General features: G+C 68.9%; 19 protein-coding genes. 9 read left to right on the forward strand and 10 right to left on the reverse strand.

Features of this window, described 5'->3' with window-relative positions; translation table 11 throughout:
- The first annotated feature begins 27 nt into the window (after positions 1-27).
- The 4 genes from ROY82_07590 (at position 28) to ROY82_07605 (ending at position 2,323) form a co-directional block, all read left to right on the forward strand.
- Complete coding sequence (locus ROY82_07590) at positions 28-483, forward strand: CoA-binding protein (GenBank protein MDT3682321.1); 456 nt, start codon at positions 28-30, stop codon at positions 481-483.
- Entirely contained in the window at positions 480-1,313 is an 834-nt protein-coding gene (locus ROY82_07595; GenBank protein MDT3682322.1) for a 1,4-dihydroxy-6-naphthoate synthase, read from the forward strand. Before ROY82_07590 ends, ROY82_07595 begins: the two co-directional genes overlap by 4 nt.
- An 89-nt stretch (positions 1,314-1,402) precedes the next feature.
- Entirely contained in the window at positions 1,403-1,636 is a 234-nt protein-coding gene (locus ROY82_07600) for a hypothetical protein (protein ID MDT3682323.1), read from the forward strand.
- 162 nt (positions 1,637-1,798) lie between these two features.
- On the forward strand, positions 1,799-2,323 hold the full coding sequence (locus ROY82_07605) for a DUF488 domain-containing protein (protein MDT3682324.1): 525 nt from the start codon (positions 1,799-1,801) through the stop codon (positions 2,321-2,323).
- Between the two features lie 71 nt (positions 2,324-2,394).
- Here the strand turns inward: ROY82_07605 and ROY82_07610 are convergent, their stop codons facing one another.
- The 5 genes from ROY82_07610 to ROY82_07630 form a co-directional block, all read right to left on the reverse strand.
- A complete protein-coding gene (locus ROY82_07610) occupies positions 2,395-3,234 on the reverse strand; it encodes an aldo/keto reductase (GenBank protein MDT3682325.1) in 840 nt (279 codons plus the stop codon).
- A gap of 4 nt (positions 3,235-3,238) precedes the next feature.
- Positions 3,239-3,955 (reverse strand): FAD-dependent oxidoreductase, encoded by a 717-nt coding sequence (locus ROY82_07615; GenBank protein ID MDT3682326.1) that lies wholly within the window; start codon positions 3,953-3,955, stop codon positions 3,239-3,241.
- Positions 3,956-3,971: 16 nt separating this feature from the next.
- Entirely contained in the window at positions 3,972-4,658 is a 687-nt protein-coding gene (locus tag ROY82_07620) for a hypothetical protein (protein ID MDT3682327.1), read from the reverse strand.
- A complete protein-coding gene (gene ubiE / locus ROY82_07625) occupies positions 4,655-5,419 on the reverse strand; it encodes a bifunctional demethylmenaquinone methyltransferase/2-methoxy-6-polyprenyl-1,4-benzoquinol methylase UbiE (protein MDT3682328.1) in 765 nt (254 codons plus the stop codon). The genes ROY82_07620 and ubiE overlap by 4 nt, the downstream gene beginning before the upstream one ends.
- 71 nt (positions 5,420-5,490) lie before the next feature.
- Positions 5,491-5,769: a glutaredoxin family protein gene (locus ROY82_07630; GenBank protein MDT3682329.1), complete on the reverse strand. Its 279-nt coding sequence runs from the start codon at positions 5,767-5,769 to the stop codon at positions 5,491-5,493.
- A gap of 301 nt (positions 5,770-6,070) precedes the next feature.
- Between ROY82_07630 and ROY82_07635 the strand changes: the two genes are divergently transcribed.
- Together ROY82_07635 and typA are read left to right on the forward strand one after the other, a co-directional pair.
- A complete protein-coding gene (locus tag ROY82_07635; GenBank protein MDT3682330.1) occupies positions 6,071-6,826 on the forward strand; it encodes a glucose 1-dehydrogenase in 756 nt (251 codons plus the stop codon).
- Positions 6,827-7,034: 208 nt separating this feature from the next.
- On the forward strand, positions 7,035-8,840 hold the full coding sequence (gene typA / locus ROY82_07640; protein ID MDT3682331.1) for a translational GTPase TypA: 1,806 nt from the start codon (positions 7,035-7,037) through the stop codon (positions 8,838-8,840).
- A 5-nt stretch (positions 8,841-8,845) separates the two neighbouring features.
- Here the strand turns inward: typA and ROY82_07645 are convergent, their stop codons facing one another.
- Positions 8,846-9,658, reverse strand: a complete 813-nt coding sequence (locus ROY82_07645) for a hypothetical protein (protein MDT3682332.1) — start codon at positions 9,656-9,658, stop codon at positions 8,846-8,848.
- 190 nt (positions 9,659-9,848) lie between these two features.
- Between ROY82_07645 and ROY82_07650 the strand changes: the two genes are divergently transcribed.
- The gene (locus ROY82_07650) at positions 9,849-10,922 is read left to right on the forward strand and encodes a quinone-dependent dihydroorotate dehydrogenase (protein MDT3682333.1); all 1,074 of its coding nucleotides are present in this window, start codon (positions 9,849-9,851) and stop codon (positions 10,920-10,922) included.
- On the opposite strand, the gene ROY82_07655 is transcribed toward ROY82_07650, so the two are convergent.
- On the reverse strand, positions 10,919-11,524 hold the full coding sequence (locus ROY82_07655; protein ID MDT3682334.1) for a cob(I)yrinic acid a,c-diamide adenosyltransferase: 606 nt from the start codon (positions 11,522-11,524) through the stop codon (positions 10,919-10,921). The genes ROY82_07650 and ROY82_07655 overlap by 4 nt on opposite strands.
- A gap of 41 nt (positions 11,525-11,565) precedes the next feature.
- Between ROY82_07655 and ROY82_07660 the strand changes: the two genes are divergently transcribed.
- Complete coding sequence (locus ROY82_07660; protein ID MDT3682335.1) at positions 11,566-12,696, forward strand: mechanosensitive ion channel family protein; 1,131 nt, start codon at positions 11,566-11,568, stop codon at positions 12,694-12,696.
- Here the strand turns inward: ROY82_07660 and ispG are convergent.
- Positions 12,683-13,912 carry a flavodoxin-dependent (E)-4-hydroxy-3-methylbut-2-enyl-diphosphate synthase gene (gene ispG / locus ROY82_07665; protein ID MDT3682336.1) on the reverse strand — a complete coding sequence of 410 codons (1,230 nt, stop codon included), beginning with the start codon at positions 13,910-13,912 and terminating at the stop codon, positions 12,683-12,685. The genes ROY82_07660 and ispG overlap by 14 nt on opposite strands.
- Positions 13,913-13,976: 64 nt before the next feature.
- Positions 13,977-14,750, reverse strand: coding sequence for an inositol monophosphatase family protein (locus ROY82_07670; protein MDT3682337.1), 774 nt, complete (start codon positions 14,748-14,750; stop codon positions 13,977-13,979).
- Here ROY82_07670 and ROY82_07675 point away from each other — a divergent pair.
- Positions 14,749-15,921: a deoxyguanosinetriphosphate triphosphohydrolase gene (locus ROY82_07675; GenBank protein ID MDT3682338.1), complete on the forward strand. Its 1,173-nt coding sequence runs from the start codon at positions 14,749-14,751 to the stop codon at positions 15,919-15,921. The genes ROY82_07670 and ROY82_07675 overlap by 2 nt on opposite strands.
- A gap of 4 nt (positions 15,922-15,925) precedes the next feature.
- Here ROY82_07675 and ROY82_07680 read toward each other — a convergent pair whose 3' ends face one another.
- The gene (locus ROY82_07680) at positions 15,926-17,005 is read right to left on the reverse strand and encodes a protease complex subunit PrcB family protein (GenBank protein MDT3682339.1); all 1,080 of its coding nucleotides are present in this window, start codon (positions 17,003-17,005) and stop codon (positions 15,926-15,928) included.
- Between the last annotated feature and the right edge of the window lie 97 nt (positions 17,006-17,102).

Below are 17,102 nucleotides of genomic sequence, written 5' to 3' on the forward strand. Positions count from 1 at the left end.
GTCGCAACTCAGGGATACATTGAGTGCATGGCAATCAGTGACGACCAACTACGCAAGGTGCTCGATGACACCCACACCATCGCGATCCTGGGCGCGAGCACGAAGAGCGACAGGGCCGCGAATCAGGTGCCTCTCTACTTGCAGCGGCACGGCTACACCGTGCTGCCGGTGAACCCGGTGGCAGCCGGCGGTGAGTTGTTCGGCGAGCCCGTGACGGCCACGCTCGCCGAGATCTCGCAGCCGGTCGACCTGGTGGACGTCTTCAGGCGCCCCGTCGACATCCCGGCGCACGTGCCCGACATCCTGGCCATGCGCCCGCTACCCAAGGTCGTTTGGTTCCAACTAGGCATCCGCAACGACGAGGCCGCCGCTCAGTTGGAGGCCGCCGGCATCACGGTGGTGCAGGACAAGTGCACGAAAATCGAGCACGCGCGGCTGCTCGGGGGCAGCGCCGGCGCTCGCGAGCCGAGCGACGAAGGGTGAGTAACCGCCTGTCGCTCGGCTACTCGCCGTGCCCCAACGACACCTTCATCTTCCACGCCCTCACCCACGGCCTCCTAGAGTCCGCCGCGGACCTCGAGTTCGTCGTCCTACTGGACGACGTAGAGGCCCTCAACCGCTCGGCCGCGGCCGGGCGGCTCGACGTTGCCAAGGTCAGCTACCACGCTTACGGCCACATCTCGTCCGATTACGTGATGCTGCGCAGTGGCGGCGCGCTCGGCCGCGGCGTCGGGCCGCTGGTCGTGGCCAGAACGCCCGGCCTCGACCTTCGGGGCAAGCGCGTCGCCGTCCCCGGTGGCCGCACCACGGCCAAACTCCTCCTCGAGCTGTGGCGGCCCGAGGGACTGGAACTCGAGGAGCTGCGCTATGACGCCATCATCCCGGCCGTGGCAGGCGGCGAAGTGGACGCCGGCCTCATCATCCACGAGAGTCGCTTCACTTACATGACTCATGGTCTTCATGCCCTGGTCGACCTGGGCGCCTGGTGGGAGGGCGAGGTGGGCGAACTCGTCCCCCTCGGAGCGATAGTGGCCAGGCGCTCGCTGGGCGCGGCGATGCACACGCGGCTGGCAGGGCTCGTAAGGGCCAGCCTCGAGTACGCCTGGCGTCGGCCCGGCGCGTCCACCGAGTACGTGGCCGCCAACGCCCAGGAGATGTCGGAGGAGGTTCGGCGGCAACACATCGCCCTCTACGTCAACGATTACTCGCTGGATGTCGGGGTCGATGGCGAACGCGCCGCGCGCCGGCTCCTCGAACGCGGCCTGAGCCGCGGCCTCTTCCCTGCTCTGCGCGAGCCCATTTTCGCGGCCTAGGCTCGAGGGGCGCGTTGTGGACCCGCTGGAAGCGGCGCGGGGACCGAATGCCCCTGTCGGCGGGGCCGTCTTGAGGGTAGGCTGGGCGCATGGTGAGCTTCAGCGTCGGTGAAGAAGTCATTTTCCAGGGCAAGCGCTACGTCATCAGCACGGCCTCGCCACGGCAGCCGTACCAGTACCGCCTGTTGGCGACGACGCCGGAGGGCGCGCGCGTGGCCTGGGCCATGCGGTCCGACCTAGGGAAGATGGAGAACTACACGACGCCGAACAACGATACGAGTGAGATCAAAGGTAGCGGGCCGACCACGGCGCGCCGCCGGTGAGACGCGATGCACCGCTAGGCCACCGCACCCATAGTCGGGGCTAAGAGCCGCCTCGAAGCGCGTCCGGCCGACGGAACCGCCCCGCAGCGCGTCCGGCCTACGCCCCCTCCTGCGGAAGCCCGGGCGACCGCACGGGCCTCCGACCCTCGCTACCATGGGGCCGTGGACGGCACCACCATCTACACGGTAGGTCATTCGACTCACCCGATCGAGGAGTTCACCGCGTTGCTGCAGGCGCACGGCGTGAAGCGCCTGGTGGACGTTCGCACCATCCCCAAGTCGCGCCACAACCCCCAGTTCATGAAGGACGCCCTTGCCGCCAGCCTCCGCGCCGCCGGCATCAGCTACCGCTGGGTCAGGGCCCTGGGCGGCCTGCGGCGCGCGCACGAAGGCAGCCCCAACGGCGGCTGGCGCAACGCCTCGTTCAGGGGTTATGCCGACTACATGCAGACGCCAGAGTTCGCGGCCGCGGTGGACGACCTCGTCTCGCACGCCAAGCACGACGACCTGGCCATCATGTGTTCCGAGGCGGTGCCGTGGCGGTGCCACCGCTCACTGATCGGCGACGCGCTCCTGGTTCGTGGGGTCAAGGTCCTCGACATCATGTCGAAGTCTTCTGCCCGGCCCCACAAGCTGACGCCTTTCGCCCACGTGGACGGCACTAACATCACTTACCCACCGAGTTGACGACTGCGTGAAGCGCCCTCGCCGCCCTGAACCCCTGCCTGGAGAAGACGCCGAGGCGTTACGGGGCCGGCTCAGTGACCGAACTCATCGGAGTCGAGCGTCACGGCGCGCTCACCGCGGCTCAGCGCCTCGATGGCCTCCATCTCGTTCGCGGCAAGAGTGAAGTCGAAGACGCTGAAGTTCTCCAGCAGCCGCTCGCGGCGCTTCGTCTTGGGGATGACGACGTTGCCGAGCTGCAGACTCCAGCGCAGCACGACCTGAGCCGGCGTCCTTCCGTGCCTCTCGCCTATGTCCGCGATCACCGGATCGTCGAGCAGCTCACCACCCTTACCGAGTGGCGCCCAGGCCTCGGTGGCTATCTCGTGCTCCTCGTGAAAGGCGCGCACTGCTGAGCGGTCGGCGAACGGGTTCAACTCGATCTGGTTGACGTCGGGCGCGACCCCGGTCTCGTCCAGCAGCCGCTGGAGGTGGTGCGGCTTGAAGTTGGCCACGCCGATCGAGCGCACCAGTCCCTCGTCTCGCAACCGGATGAGCCCCCGCCAGGCGTCCACGAACCGACCCCGAGCCGGGTTCGGCCAGTGGATCATCAACTGGTCGATGCGCTCGAGCCGCAGGCGTTCCGCGCTGCGCTGGAACGCCTCTCGTACGAGGTCCTCGCCGTGCCACCTTGCGTTGAACTTCGTCGTGACGAACAGCTCGGAGCGGTCTATCCCCGAGGCCTCGAGCGCCCTGCCGACCCCGACCTCGTTGCCGTAGGACTCGGCGGTATCGAACAGCCGGTAGCCGAGCTCGAGCGCCCTTCCGACGACCGGTTCCACCTGCTCGTTGTCGAGCGGGTACGTGCCTAGCCCGAGCACCGGCATCTCCGCCCCGCCCAACAGCCTGAGTGTCTTGCTCGAACGGTCGTCCATGGGCCTACGGTACCGCGTGGCGCATGACCGCTCGCGCGAGCGTCATGCCCTGCAGCGCTGCCGTCTCGTAACCGAGACGGCCGACGCAGGCGCCGGCGGCGTAGAGCCCCTCGAGCCGACCGAGGCGGTAAGTGTCCGGCGACCACTCGGCACCAGCGAAGACGTCGAAGCCGACCTCGTATGGCAGAGCCCCACCCAGCGCCTCGAGCCGTAAGGACCCTGCCTCGAACCGGAACCCGCGGGCCAGGAGGTCCTCTTCAAGGTCGGCGTACGCCATCTCGCTCAACCTCCCGGCGTGCTCGACGCTGGACCCCACGGTGAGCCGCGCCCCGAGGAAGCTGCCGACGCAGAGCGCCACGTTGCCGCCCGCCCTGTCCACGCCCTCCCACGTTGCGACTCCGGTGACCCTCGAACCGTCCACGAGGAGTGCCGACGCCGTGGACTGCAGGAGGTGCAAACCGGGCTCGGCCTCCAGCAGCCGCTTCGCTTGGCGCCTGAGCTCCACGGCGTCCGCCACGACCGGACCACCGCGCGAATCACCCAGGCAGGCCTCCATGAGGCTGCCGGGCGGCGGTTGCAGCTCGTACTCGTCGTGCGCCATCACGTAGAGCGTGTCGAGGCTCGTGGTTACGAGTAGCGTGCCCAGGCCGGCCCTGGCGGCCGCGTAGGCCGCCTCGCAGCCGGTGATGCCGCCGCCCACGACGATCAGGTCGACCGTCACGCCGTTCGGGCCTCCGTCAGTGGTCGCCGTGCCCCACCATCAGCGGGCGGCGACGGCCGGCTACCTTCACGACCACGTGTTTCCCGGAGCGCGTCCGTTGATAGATGACGGTCCCGCTCTTCGCGCCCACCAGGGGCACGGTCTCCGCCGCGTTGAAGAGGACGCGCATGTGCAAGGGCACGGCCCGCCTCAGGTTACCGATCTCGTAATGCTGGTCGTCGCTCACGCGGTAACCGAGGAAGAAGTCGGGGGCGTCGTCGTCCGAGTAGACGCACAGCAGCGACCTGGCCTCCTCCGACCGGTAATGCGCCACGGCCTCCCACACCACGGCAGCGGCCTCGACATCGGTCAAGTAGCTCACCTTCGCCTTGGCCGTATCGCCGAAGAACGCCGCCGGGAAACGCTGCGATTGCGCGTAGTAACCGCCCGGACCCACCCGCAGGCGCATGACGTCGTTGTCGTACGCTCGACCCTTCACCCTGCCCTTGAGGTGCTCTATGGCCAGGCCGAAGCGCCTTTCGTGGCTATCCTCGCCGTCTTCGAAGGTCGAGTCGAAGAGCGAGGAATCGGTGTTGACCTCGAAGCCGCTGTCGGGGGTCATGGCCCAGCCGCCCAACGCACCGGCGCCCTGGAGCCCCAGGTGGATCTCTTTGAACCCTGCGTGAGGGTCGACCTTCTTGGCGGGCTCAAGCTCGTCAGTCATGTTCGCCTCCCGACCGGTTTGGGCACGACGTCCGCCACGTGGAGCGCCGAGACCCCGAAGGTCTGCAGCCGGTACTCTACCCTCTCGAAGCCGGCCTCCAACAGGTGCGAGTCGAGGGCCTCGGGGGTGAAGAACGCCAGCACCGACTCCGGCAGGTAGGCATAAGCACCGGGCGCGCCCGACACCAGGCCGCCCAGGCGCGGCAGAACGCGCGTGAAGTAGAAGCGGAACAGCGCACCGAAGGCGCCCGCGGGCGGTGGGGGGAACTCTAGGATCGTGAGTCGCCCCCCTGTCTTGAGCACACGACGGAACTCGCGCAGTCCGGCATCGGGTTCCGCGAAGTTGCGCAGACCGTAGGCGATGGTGACGGCGTCGAACGTCGCGTCCGGGTACGGCAGGGCCGTGCCGTCGGCCTGCTCGAACTCTATGTCCGCGCCACGCTTGGCTGCCTTGAGCCGCGCCAGGTCGAGCATCGGCGCGGCGAAGTCCACGCCCACCACGCGCACGTCCGGTCGCTGTCTTTTCAGGGTGAACGCCAGGTCGCCCGTTCCGGTCGCCACGTCGAGCACCGCGCCGGACACCCGAGGGACGTGGGCCAGGGCCGCGCGTGCGGCCTCCGACCGCCAGCGCCTGTCGACACCGAAGGAGAGCACGCCGTTGAGGAGGTCGTAGGTGGGCGCGATGTCGGAGAACATGGTCCTCACGCGCTCGGCCCGGTCACCGTCACCGCTCGGACCCGGCCCAGCGCCCATGGCAGCCATGCGGGTGAAACTACCATCTTCACCCAGGCGCGAGCTGCCCGAAAAACCGTTCTGCGTGCCGCCGGCGGGTTTCAGATCTGGGCGACCCCGAGGCGCGTGAGGAAGTCACGCGCCTTGCGCGGTGAGAAGTTCGAGAGGCTCTCGGCCAGGTCGCCCGCCACCATGGTCGGGACGCTCCGCCGACCCGCGTTGACACGCATGACCAGCTCGGCCGCCTCAGGATCGTCTTCGATGTTCACCTCGGAATAGGGCAGGCCCTTGGCGTCCAGGTAGGCCTTGAGGGCGTGGCAGTCCGAGCACCAGGAGGTGGTGTAGAGGGTGATGTGAGGGGGTTGGGGAGATACGGGCATGGGCACCTAATCCTCAGTTCAGATTTCACTCGCGTCACGAGACGTCGCCGATGGCCTCGCCCACCTTCAACCTGGGCGGCCCGGGCGCGGCACTTAGCGCCACGCAGAACCTACCAAACCCGGGCAGGGCATTGTGTCGTCTGCCTCCGCCAAGCGCCTTGTTCACGCGACCGGACGAATGTCCTCGGCGCTCCTCCGTAGGATGAGGCATACGCAAGCTCGGGACCACGCGGGCGCGTTACCGCTCCTTGTCAAACGAGGCATCGATGGCTGGTCCCCTCTCGACTGATGGGAGAGTCACATGCTCGAACTCAACGGCAAGGTCGCGATCGTCACGGGCGGCGGCGGCGACATCGGCCGCACGGCTGCCGTCACCCTAGCCAAGCAGGGCGCGAAGGTCTTCATCGTCGACATCGACCAGGGCGCCGTCGACGAGACGCTTGCGGCCGTGCGTTCCGCCGGCGGGACGGCCGAGGGCATGAAGGCCGACGTCACGCAACCCGCGCAGGTCGAGGCGTACGCCCAGAAGGCGCTCGACACCTTCGGGTCCATCGACCTGTTCTTCAATAACGCCGGCATCGAGGGGCCCGCCGCGCCCATCCCCGACTACCCGGTCGAGGCGTTCGAGGCCGTCCTGAACGTGAACGTGAAGGGCGTGTTCCTCGGGCTGAAGTACGTGCTGCCGCGGATCTCGGAGGGCGGGGCGGTCGTCAACACGGCCAGCGTCGCCGGCCTGGGCGGGTCACCTGGCTTGGTCGGGTACATCGCCTCCAAGCACGCCGTGATCGGCATCACCCGCACCGCGGCCCTCGAGCAGGCACCGCGACGCGTCCGCGTCAACGCCGTCTGCCCCGCACCGATCTCGGGGCGCATGATGAAGAGCATCGAGTCGAACGTGGGCGCTACCGAGGAGGACGCCTTCAAGGGCATGGTGCCACTGGGCCGTTACGGCACGCCACAGGAGGTGGCCAACCTGGTGGTGATGCTGCTCTCCGACGAAGCGAGCTTCCTGACCGGCAGCTACTACACCGTCGACGGAGGCACTAGGGCCAGCTAGCATCGGCCGCGCGTATGCCGTATGGGGCACCCTCCGACGCGGCGCGCGAGCGTTCGGAACGCACTCGTCCGTGATTGATCGTCAAGGAAGCCCAACGGGCGGTTAAGGCCGAGATGTTCGGCCCGGACCGTCCGTTGGGCTTTGCTTGCGCTATACTCTCCCGTTACGCGCGTCGCCGGCCTCGGACGCGCAATACCCCGGAGAGTCCATGAATCATAGGAACGTCGCCATCATCGCCCACGTCGACCACGGCAAGACCACGCTGGTGGACGGGCTCCTGCGTCAATCACACGTCTTCCGTGCCAACCAGCACTTAGAGGAGCGAGTGATGGACACGGGCGACATCGAACGTGAACGCGGCATCACCATCCTCGCCAAGAACACGGCCGTCGAGTGGCAGGGCGAGAAGATCAACATCGTCGACACGCCGGGCCACGCAGACTTCGGGGGCGAGGTCGAGCGCGCCCTGACCATGGTCGACAGCGTGCTGCTCCTGGTGGACGCGGCCGAGGGCCCCATGCCTCAAACGCGCTTCGTGCTGCGCAAGGCGCTGGCACGTGGCCTAAAGCCGATAGTGGTCATCAACAAGGTCGACCGGCGCGACGCCCGCCCCGACGAGGTCGCCTCGCTCACGTTCGACCTGATGGTCGACCTTGGCGCGGACGACGACCAGCTCGACTTCCCCATCGTTCACGCGATCGCCCGTGAGGGGCGCGCGTGGCTGGAGGGCGAGCCGCCCAGCGCCGACTTGGCGCCCCTCTTCCAGGTGATACACGACCACGTGCCACTCGCCAAGGCCGACGAGAACGCGCCGTTTCGCTTCCAGGTCGCCAACCTCGACTACTCCGACTACCTTGGACGCCTGGCCCTCGGCCGCGTGCTGGACGGCACGGTGAGCCCGGGCGACACGGTCGTGCGCGTGGCGCCGGGCAAGGAGCCGACCAAGGCGCGCATAACGAAGGTCTACACGCACTTGGGCCTCAACCGCATCGAAACCGAGGTCGGGATGCCGGGCGACATCATCGTGCTATCCGGGCTCGACGACGTGACGATCGGTGACACCCTGTGCCACCCCGACCACGTGGCGGCGCTGCCCGCGGTGGTGGTGGACGAGCCCACCGTCAGCGTGACGTTCAGCCCCAACACCTCCCCGTTCGCCGGGCGCGAGGGCACTTACGTCACGAGCCGCCACTTGGCGGACCGCTTGGAACGCGAGTTGCTGGTGAACGTCGCGTTGCGCGTGGAACCGATCGGCAGCGAGCGCTACCGGGTGAGCGGTCGCGGCGAGCTTCACCTCTCGATCCTCGTGGAGAACATGCGGCGCGAGGGGTACGAGTTCGGCGTATCGCGCCCGGAAGTGATCATGAAGGACGAAGGCGGCCGAACGCTGGAGCCGTTCGAACTCGCGACGTGCGACATCCCGAACAGCGCCATGGGCGGCGTCATGGAGTCCCTCACGGCGCGCCGCGGCGTGCTGGTGAACATGGACCCGGGCGAGACGCGCTCGCGGCTCGAGTTCCGCATCCCGAGCCGGAGCCTCTTCGGTTACCGCAACCTGTTCCTCTCCATGACCCAGGGCGAGGGCCTGCTCAACCACACCTTCGACGGTTACGAGCCGTTCGCGGGCGAGGTCATGACGCGCAACCACGGCTCGCTGGTGTCCATGGAGGCGGGCGAGGCTTTCGCCTATAGCCTCTACAAGTTGGAGGATCGCGGCATCTTCTTCATCGACCCCGGTACCGAGGTGTACGTGGGGATGATCGTGGGCGCCAACGCGCGCATGGGCGACCTGGACGTGAACGTCTGCAAGAACAAGAAGCTCACCAACGTGCGCGCCTCGGGCTCCGACGACAACCTGCTCCTCACGCCCCGCAAGCGCCTCAGCCTCGAAGAGGCGCTCGAGTACCTGGACGACGACGAGTTGCTCGAAGTGACGCCGAAGTCGTTGCGGCTACGCAAGCGCATCCTCGACCCGAACATGCGCAAGAAGCGCGACCACAAGGCCCTGGCCTGAGGGCTTCATGCGGCCGGCGCGGCAGCGGGGTCCTCGTGGGGCTCGGCGTCGGCCGCGTCCGCCCAGTCGGCGTGGTGTGACTGGGGCGGCCGACCGCGGTTCTGAGTCGCCGAGCCGGCTAGGGCGGCGGTAACGGTTATCGGTCCGAATGGTTCGTCTTGGTGAGCGCTTACGCGCCCCTCGCGCACGAGTTCGAGCACGGCGGCCAGGCCGATCGTGCGTGTCGACCAGTCGCGTGCCCCGAGCAGTTCCCACAGCTGGGCGCTCTTGACGGAGCGCAAGGCGCGCAGCACGAAGCGAGCCATTCCCGCCAGCGTGAGGTGCTCGATGGCGAACTCGAAATAGCCCCCCACGCGGTACCTGCTCGCCAACCTCGCTAGCTCCGCCGGGGTGACGCGTGACGGCCTCTCGCGCCGTGGGTACTCGGGCGCGCTCGCGCTCGCCGGGACCACGAAGCGCCGCTCCTCACGCCGCCGGCGCAGGAACAGGATGGCATCCTCCAACTCCTCCAGCAGGGCGACGGCCTCCAGGGTCGCGGCCACCACCTCCTCCTCGTCGTCCGCCGTAGCCCTCGGGGGCTTGGGGAGGAGGAGGCGGGTCTTCAGTTCGATGACGTGCGCCAGGCGCGGCAGCGCCTCGGTAGCCAGCTCGAGGTCGGCGGCGGCGTAGCGCTCGAAGTAGAGGAGGTACGAGCGCACGAGCTGGTAGAGGTCTATCCGCCTGGGGGCGAGCTCGTGCGTACGCAGGGCGTACGCGAGCTCGCCGAGGGTTCCCTGGAAGTTCTCCTGTTCCACGAGGAACTGCTCGTACTCGGGCACGCGGCGACGTTACCATGGGCTTCTGGGCGCCGGTTCGGCCGCGCGTCTGCCTGGCAGGCCCCGTCATCCGGTGCCTTTGGACTCGAAGGGCACCTCCGTCAGCCCCGCTCCCTGCCGTCCGCCCCCCTCCCCCGCCGCCGGCGCGGACCCTCGCCGCCGCCGAAAGCTCTCACAGCCGCCGAAGGAACCGATGAGTCTCTACCAAGCAGCCAGAGGGGTCCTCTTCCGCATGGACCCGGAGCGGGCCCATGACGTAGTGATGGGTGGTCTCTCCCTCGCCAGCCGCACCTTCCTGGGGCCCAGGCTGTTGGGCGCGTTCGCCCCGCCGCCGGACCCTCGCCTCGCGGTCGACCTCTTCGGCCTGCGTTTTCCCAACCCCCTCGGCCTGGCTGCCGGCCTCGACAAGGACGGCACGGCCTTCCCTGCCCTGGCCGCCCTCGGGTTCGGCGCCGTGGAGCTCGGCACCGTCACCGCCACGCCCCAACCGGGCAACGACCGCCCGCGGCTGTTCAGGCTGCTAGAGGACGACGCGCTCATCAACCGCATGGGCTTCAACAACGAGGGTGCCGCCGCGATGGCCGCGCGGCTGGCGCGGCTGCAGCGCTCGACCATGCCTACCGCCGTGCTGGGCGTCAACGTCGGCAAGTCGCGCGTGGTCGACTTAACGGCCGCCGCGGCCGACTACCGCCTTGCCCTCACGGCCGTGTGGAACGTCGCCGATTACCTCGTCTTGAACGTGTCGTCGCCCAACACTCCGGGCCTGCGCGCCCTGCAGCACTCTGCGCAGCTGCTCGGCCTCCTCGAGGTGGTTGCCGAGCTGCGATCGCGTTTGGGCCCCAAGCCGGTCCTCCTCAAGGTCGCGCCCGACCTCACCGACTCCGAGCTGGCTAACCTGGTCGACGCCGCCTCGGCAAACGGGGTCTCGGGCCTGGTGGCCACGAACACGACGGTGGCGCGCGCCGGCCTTGCCTCTCCCTACCAGGCGGAGGCCGGCGGGTTGTCGGGCCGCCCGCTGGCGCAGCGCGCGTTGGGTGTCCTGAAGTCGATCCGGTCTCGCACCGACCTGCCGATCGTTGCCGTCGGCGGCATCTTCGACGCCGATGGCGCCCTCGCCCGGCTGGAGGCCGGCGCCGACCTGTTGCAGCTCTACACGGCCTTCATCTACCGGGGACCGGGGGTGGTGCGGGAGATCCTCGAGGGCATCTCGGCGGAGCTCGACAGGCGCGGCCTCGACAGCGTGCGGGGGCTCGGCCGTCGGGCCTAGTGTCCGGGCTTCCTGCGCCTCTCGGGTTTGCGCGCTTCCCAGAGGACCTCGCCCTCGCCGTGCCGCAGGCACGCTACGCGCGCCAGCGTGAATAGCAGGTCGGAAAGGCGGTTGATGAGCGGCAGCACGTGCTCGCCCACTTCCTCGGTGCGCGCGAGGGTCACGGCGTGCCTCTCGGCTCGCCGCAGGACGGCGCGCGCGAGTTGCAGCGCGGCCGAAGCGGCGGTGCCGCCCGGCAGGATGAAGTGGGTAAGGGCCGGCAGCTCCTCGGAGTAGTGGTCGATGAGCGCCTCGGCATGCTCCACGTCCGCGGCGTCGACTGGTCTGATGAACTCACGTGTCTTGGTGCCGTGCGGGGTGGCGAGGTCCGCGCCCAACTCGAAGAGCAGGCTCTGCAACGCCGCCAGGTCCTCGTCCAACTCCTTGGCCCGCGGATCCTCCGCGCCGCCCGACCTCGCCAGCTCGGCGCGCCCCAGGCCCAGCGCGGCGTTGGCCTCGTCGACGGTGCCGTAGGCCTCCACCCTGGCGTCGTCCTTGCCGACGCGCGAGCCGCCGAACAGGGCGGTGCTGCCGTCATCACCCGTGCGCGTGTAGATCTTCATGACGGTAGGATAAGCCCAGGACTCCGGTGGAGAGTAGGTACATGGAAACGGCGGTCGCCGCAGCAGGCCCAGAACGGACGTGGCAGGTCTGGTTAGTGGCCGCCTTGGTGGCCGCCGTGGTCCTGGCGGCGCTCCTGATAGCGAGGCGCGTGCTAAACCGCCGCCTCGGCCGGGCAGCGGCGGATCCCTCCGCACCCCAGACCACCAAGGCGCTGCACGCCCTGGCCTCCTCCACGTGGGGCGTGTTCCTGATCCTCTTGGGGCTCTACGCGGGCGCCCGCGTCCTGCAGGTGAGTGGCGCCACCCTGGCCTGGGCCGACAGGGCCATCACCCTGGCGGTGTTCGCTCAGGCCGCCAACTGGGCCATCGCCATCCTCAACCGGTTGGTTCTCGTCCGTCGCGGCGTGGAACCCGAAGCCGGCGGCGCCGGGGAGCCCCTCTCGGCGGCGGCGTTCCTCGCGCGCCTCGTGATCTTGGCGGTGTTCGCACTCCTGGCGCTGGACAACCTAGGGGTGAACGTTTCCACGCTGATCGCCGGCCTCGGGATCACGTCCCTGGCGGTCGCGCTGGCGCTGCAGAACATCCTGGGCGACCTGTTCGCGTCGCTCTCCATCCACTTCGACAAGCCGTTCGAGGTGGGCGACTCGATCGCGGTGGACGACCTGCGAGGCACGGTGGAGCACGTGGGCATGCGGACCACCCGGTTGCGCAGCCTGACCGGCGAGCAACTGGTGGTGGGAAACCGCGACCTTCTCTCCAGCCGCATCCGCAACTACAAGCGCATGCGCGACCGCCGCGCCGTGCTGAACTTCGGCATCGTCGCCGGCGTGCCGGCCGACCTGGTCGCGCGCGTTCCCGAGGTGGTGAAGGAGACGGTCACCGCGCAGGAGCACGCCCGCTTCGACCGCGCCCACCTCGTCTCCGCACAGGGCGGAACGCTCACGTTCGAGTCGGTCTATTACATGCGCGACCCCGACTACGGCGTGTTCATGGACACGCAACAGGCGATCTACCTGCTGCTCTACCGGCGCTTCGCGGAGTTGGGCCTCGACTTCGCGTACCCGACGCAGAAGGTGCTGGTCGAACCGGGCAAGGTCTCGGCCGCGGGTGCAGCGTGGGGAGAGGGCGGCGACCCCGATGCCAGTCGGAGCCCCGGTCCTACTCGGCGCTGACGACGCCGAAGCGCCGTTCCACGTAGTCGTCCAGCAGGCGGTTGAAGTCGCCGGCGATGTCGGGGCCTTGTAGCGTCGTCAGGAGCTTACCGTCCTGGTAGACGGGCGCCTTCGGCGCCTCACCCGTCCCCGGCAGGCTGATCCCGATGTCGGCGTGCTTCGACTCGCCGGGGCCGTTCACCACGCAGCCCATGACGGCCACGCGCAGCGCCTCCACTCCGGGATAGCGGTCCTTCCAAGCCGGCATGGCCGCCTTGAGGTGCGCCTGGATATCGCGCGCCATCTCCTGGAACAGCGTGCTCGTGGTGCGGCCGCAGCCCGGACAAGCGGTGACGCTCGGCGCGAAGTGGCGCATGTCGAGCGCCTGCAGGACCTCCTGGGCGATCTCGACCTCGCGCTCGCGCGGCGCCCCCGGGTCGGGCGTGAGCGAAACGCGGATGGTGTCGCCGATGCCCTCGGCGAGGAGCGGGGCCAGGGCGGCCGTGCTGGCCACGGCGCCCTTGACGCCCATGCCCGCCTCGGTGAGCCCGAGGTGAAGGGGGTAGTCGCAGCGCCGAGCCAGCCGCCGGTAGACCTCCCACAGGTCGCGAACGGTGCTGACCTTGGCGCTGATCACTATGCGGTCGTGGGGCAGGCCGTGGCCCTCGGCTGCCTCGGCCGAGTTGAGCGCCGACGCGATGAGGGCCTCGATGAGGACCTCTTGCGCCGGCAACGGCTCTGGCCGCTGGCCGTTCTCGTCCATCATGCTCGTGAGGAGCGCCTGGTCGAGCGATCCCCAGTTGACGCCGATGCGCACAGGCTTGCCGTTGTCCTTGGCCACGTCGATGATGGTCAGGAAGTTCTCGTCGTGGCGCCTCCCCGGCCCCACGTTGCCGGGGTTGATGCGGTACTTGTCGAGCGTGGCAGCCATGGCCGGGTAGGCGGTGAGGAGCTTGTGCCCGTTGTAGTGGAAGTCGCCCACCAGCGGCGCCGTCACGCCCATGTCGTCTAGCCGCGCGCGGATCTCCGGTACGGCGGCGGCCGCGCGGGCGTCGTTCACAGTCACCCGGACGATCTCGCTGCCGGCCCGCCACAGAGCGGCCACCTGGGCCGCAGTCTCCGCCGCCGCCGCGGTGTCCGTGTTAGTCATCGACTGCACCACGACCGGGTGGCCGCTGCCGATGGGCACCGCCCCGACCCAGGTGGTGGGGGTCGAACGTCTGAGGGAGAGTTCCATCGCCTGCGAGTCTACTACCGGCCTCCGCCGACCGCCGTAGGCGCAGAGCGGAAGAGTTCGGCCGTCAGCCCCGCAGCACGCTCAGCACCTCGGGCAGGAGCGCTGTCGACGTGCTGAGTCCCTCGCCGCCGTGGATGCCCGCGTTGCCGCTCCAGTCGCCGAAGTAGCCACCGGCCTCGGGCAGGATGACGCCGAACGGACCCGCGTCGTAGGCGTTCATGATCGGGTCGAGCATCAGTTCCAGCCTGCCGGACGCCACCAGCGCATGGCCGTAGGCGTCCGACCAGCCCACTCGGTGGTAGGTGGCCGCCTGCACGCGCTCCCACGCCGCTCCTCGCCCCTGCGCCGCGAAGGAGCCCGCGTCGGTGAACGCCACGAAGGAGCGCGCCAACGTGGCCGTGTCGCGCACCCTCACCTGCCGCCCGTTGAGGAACGCGCCGCGTCCCTTGGCGGCGTACAGCATCTCGTCTAGCGCCGGGAAGTAGGCGGCGCCCACCACCACTTCGCCCTCGGCCTCCAACCCCAGCAGCACCGCGTATAGCGGCACGCCGCGCATGAAGCTCTTGGTGCCGTCGATGGGGTCGACGAACCAGCGTAGTGAGGCGCCCTCGCCGCTCGTGCCGGTCTCCTCGCCGACGATCCCGTGGTCGGGGTAGGCGGCCTCGAGGCGCGCCCTTATGAGCTCCTCGGCCGCCCTGTCGGCCTTCGTGACGGGGGTGTCGTCGGCCTTGAACTCCACCGGTGGGTTGGTGCCGAAGTAGCCGAGCGTCAGGCGGCCGGCGTCGTAGGCGGCCTGGACGCAAGTCTTCAGGAAGTCATCGATGGGAAGCGTGGGCATGGCTTGGTACGATACCGCCATCATGTTGATGACGCGTGAGCAGCTCGAGCGTAACGAACGCCTGACGTTGGCGCCGTATGCCTCCCTCGCCGCGGAGTCGCGGGGCCGCATCCACCCCGAGGGCGAGAGCGCGTACCGCACCGCTTTCCAGAAGGACCGCGACCGGGTGGTCCACACGAGCGCCTTCCGCCGCCTCGAGTACAAGACGCAGGTGTTCGTCAACTACGAGGGCGACTACTACCGCACGCGCCTCACGCACACCCTGGAGGTGGCTCAGGTCGCCACCAGCATCGCGCGCGCGCTCGGCCTCAACGAGGACCTGAGCGAGACCATCGCCCTGGCGCACGACCTCGGCCATCCGCCTTTCGGCCACGCGGGCGAGACGGCGCTCAACTCCCTCGCCGCCAACGTGGGCGGCTTCGACCACAACCGGCAGAGTTTCCGCATAGTCACCAAGCTCGAGCGGCGCTATCCGGGCTTCCCCGGCCTCAACCTCACCTGGGAGACGCTCGAGGGGATCATGAAGCACGAGACCGACTACGACGTTCCCGACCCCAGCTGGGAGCCGGACGTCCAGCCGTCGCTGGAGGCGCAAGTGGTGAACGTGGCCGACGAGGTCGCCTACAACGCCCACGACCTCGACGACGGCCTCAGGTCCGGCCACCTCGACGTCGTGGACGTGGCCCAGGTGCCGATCCTGGGCGAGCTGTTCGGCCGGCTCGGCCTTAACCCCGAGCGCTTCGACTCCTCGCAGCGTTACGTGCTCATCCGCGAGCTGCTCGGCGACGTCATCACCGACGTGGTGCACGCCACCCATGCGCGCCTCACCGAGCAGTGCGTGGACAGCCTGGCGGCCGTGCGAGAGGCGCCCGCCAAACTGCTCGCGCCCTCCGAGGGCATGACCAAGCAGCTGGCCGAGTTGAAGGACTACCTCTACACCAACTTCTACTTCCACCACCGGCTCATCCGCATGACGCGCAAGGCTCACCTGGTCCTGGAGCGCATCTACCACGCCTACCTCGAGGCACCCGACATGCTGCCGCCCGACGTGTCGAAGCAGGTCAGGGACCTGGGGCTGGAACGCGCCGTCACCGACTACTTGGCCGGCATGACCGACCGCTACGCCAACGAGGAGTACCGCCGGCTGTTCGACCCGCTGGCGCTTACCTGACGCGTCAGGGGGAGATGCGCGCCACGCCGATCAGGGCGCCGCTCTTGGCGTCTCTGAGCCACGCCGCCGCGTAACCGCCACGCTGCACGCGGATGATGAGCCACGGACTGGTGAGGGCCTGGGTGGTGATGGAGCCGGCCGCGGGTTCGGTGAGCGTCAGGTCGACGTACAGGTCGCCCTCCTCCTCGCGCACGGACCGCACCTCGAGGCCGTAGCCGCCCGACGGCTTGGTGCCCAGGAAGAGCGCCACCACCGTCTCGCGGCGGTAGTCGAGGCTCGGCACCGGCGGCACCGTGAGTTGGCTGCCGTAGGCGCGCTGCCAGAGCGAGATGAGTTGATCCTGGTTGGACACGAGTTGGTACGAGGCCGAGGGGAAGCCGACGGCCTGGCTGCCCTGCGCCACCACGTCCCACACCAGTTCCTCCGGTGCGGCCCGGTAGGCGGACTCGTCGACCCCGATGCCCTGTTGCACGTAAACGCCCGTGCGGCGTTGCTCCGCGACGCCGTCGACGGGGTGCGGCGGCAGGCCTGCCTTGGGCAAGAGCGCGATGGCCAAGGGCTTTCCAAGCGCCTGCAGCGCGTCGGCGAGGGCGTCGGCTTCCGCGCTGCTCAGCTCGCCCAGCCCGCGCAAACCGTTGAGGCGCGGCCGCGGGACGACACGCTGGACTGTCCCCGCCTCACCCTCCAGCATGAGGCGAAGGAACGACTGGCCGTCGTAGTAGACGACCTCTTGCACGTCGGCACCGAGCGTCACCTGCAAGTCGGTGGTGAGCGCGATGCGGCTGACCGTGACCGGGGCGACGCCCAGCGGCGTCAGGCTCTCCCGCAGGAACGGGTTGCCGTCCACGAAAAGAGCGCCACGCACGGCGAAGGGCACTTGCAGCTTGCGAGAGCCCGGGTCGGGCTCCGTGAGGGTGAGCGTGCGCCCTGAGTAGAGGAGCTGCCCCGGCTCCCCGTAGAAGTGCGTGTAGCGCGCGTTCTGGTAGCCGTAGAGGTAAAGGTCGTGCATCTTGATCACCGAAGTCGGCGCGCAGCCCCCCAGAACGAGTGCGACCAACGCGACCAACAGCCAGATTCGTGGCATCAGACCCTCCGAGGAGATGGTAGCACCCGGTACTTGAGAAGCTCCTGAGCGCACTTCTCGCGGTCATGGCCTGCCTGGCCCCGCGACGGCCGGCTTG

The organism is Truepera sp., from assembly GCA_032027045.1.
In the GTDB taxonomy this organism is placed as follows: Bacteria; Deinococcota; Deinococci; order Deinococcales; family Trueperaceae; genus JAAYYF01.

What these genes read in the sequence shown, in the direction of transcription:
- ROY82_07675 (MDT3682338.1), top strand. Translation starts at nt 14,749, where the DNA reads ATGGCTTGGTACGATACCGCCATCATGTTGATGACGCGTGAGCAGCTC.
- ROY82_07635 (MDT3682330.1), top strand. Translation starts at nt 6,071, where the DNA reads ATGCTCGAACTCAACGGCAAGGTCGCGATCGTCACGGGCGGCGGCGGC.
- ROY82_07650 (MDT3682333.1), top strand. Translation starts at nt 9,849, where the DNA reads ATGAGTCTCTACCAAGCAGCCAGAGGGGTCCTCTTCCGCATGGACCCG.
- ROY82_07680 (MDT3682339.1), bottom strand. Translation starts at nt 17,005, where the DNA reads ATGCCACGAATCTGGCTGTTGGTCGCGTTGGTCGCACTCGTTCTGGGG.
- ROY82_07600 (MDT3682323.1), top strand. Translation starts at nt 1,403, where the DNA reads ATGGTGAGCTTCAGCGTCGGTGAAGAAGTCATTTTCCAGGGCAAGCGC.
- ROY82_07670 (MDT3682337.1), bottom strand. Translation starts at nt 14,750, where the DNA reads ATGCCCACGCTTCCCATCGATGACTTCCTGAAGACTTGCGTCCAGGCC.
- ispG (MDT3682336.1), bottom strand. Translation starts at nt 13,912, where the DNA reads ATGGAACTCTCCCTCAGACGTTCGACCCCCACCACCTGGGTCGGGGCG.
- ubiE (MDT3682328.1), bottom strand. Translation starts at nt 5,419, where the DNA reads ATGGCTGCCATGGGCGCTGGGCCGGGTCCGAGCGGTGACGGTGACCGG.
- ROY82_07620 (MDT3682327.1), bottom strand. Translation starts at nt 4,658, where the DNA reads ATGACTGACGAGCTTGAGCCCGCCAAGAAGGTCGACCCTCACGCAGGG.
- ROY82_07630 (MDT3682329.1), bottom strand. Translation starts at nt 5,769, where the DNA reads ATGCCCGTATCTCCCCAACCCCCTCACATCACCCTCTACACCACCTCC.
- ROY82_07590 (MDT3682321.1), top strand. Translation starts at nt 28, where the DNA reads ATGGCAATCAGTGACGACCAACTACGCAAGGTGCTCGATGACACCCAC.
- ROY82_07655 (MDT3682334.1), bottom strand. Translation starts at nt 11,524, where the DNA reads ATGAAGATCTACACGCGCACGGGTGATGACGGCAGCACCGCCCTGTTC.
- ROY82_07660 (MDT3682335.1), top strand. Translation starts at nt 11,566, where the DNA reads ATGGAAACGGCGGTCGCCGCAGCAGGCCCAGAACGGACGTGGCAGGTC.
- typA (MDT3682331.1), top strand. Translation starts at nt 7,035, where the DNA reads ATGAATCATAGGAACGTCGCCATCATCGCCCACGTCGACCACGGCAAG.
- ROY82_07610 (MDT3682325.1), bottom strand. Translation starts at nt 3,234, where the DNA reads ATGGACGACCGTTCGAGCAAGACACTCAGGCTGTTGGGCGGGGCGGAG.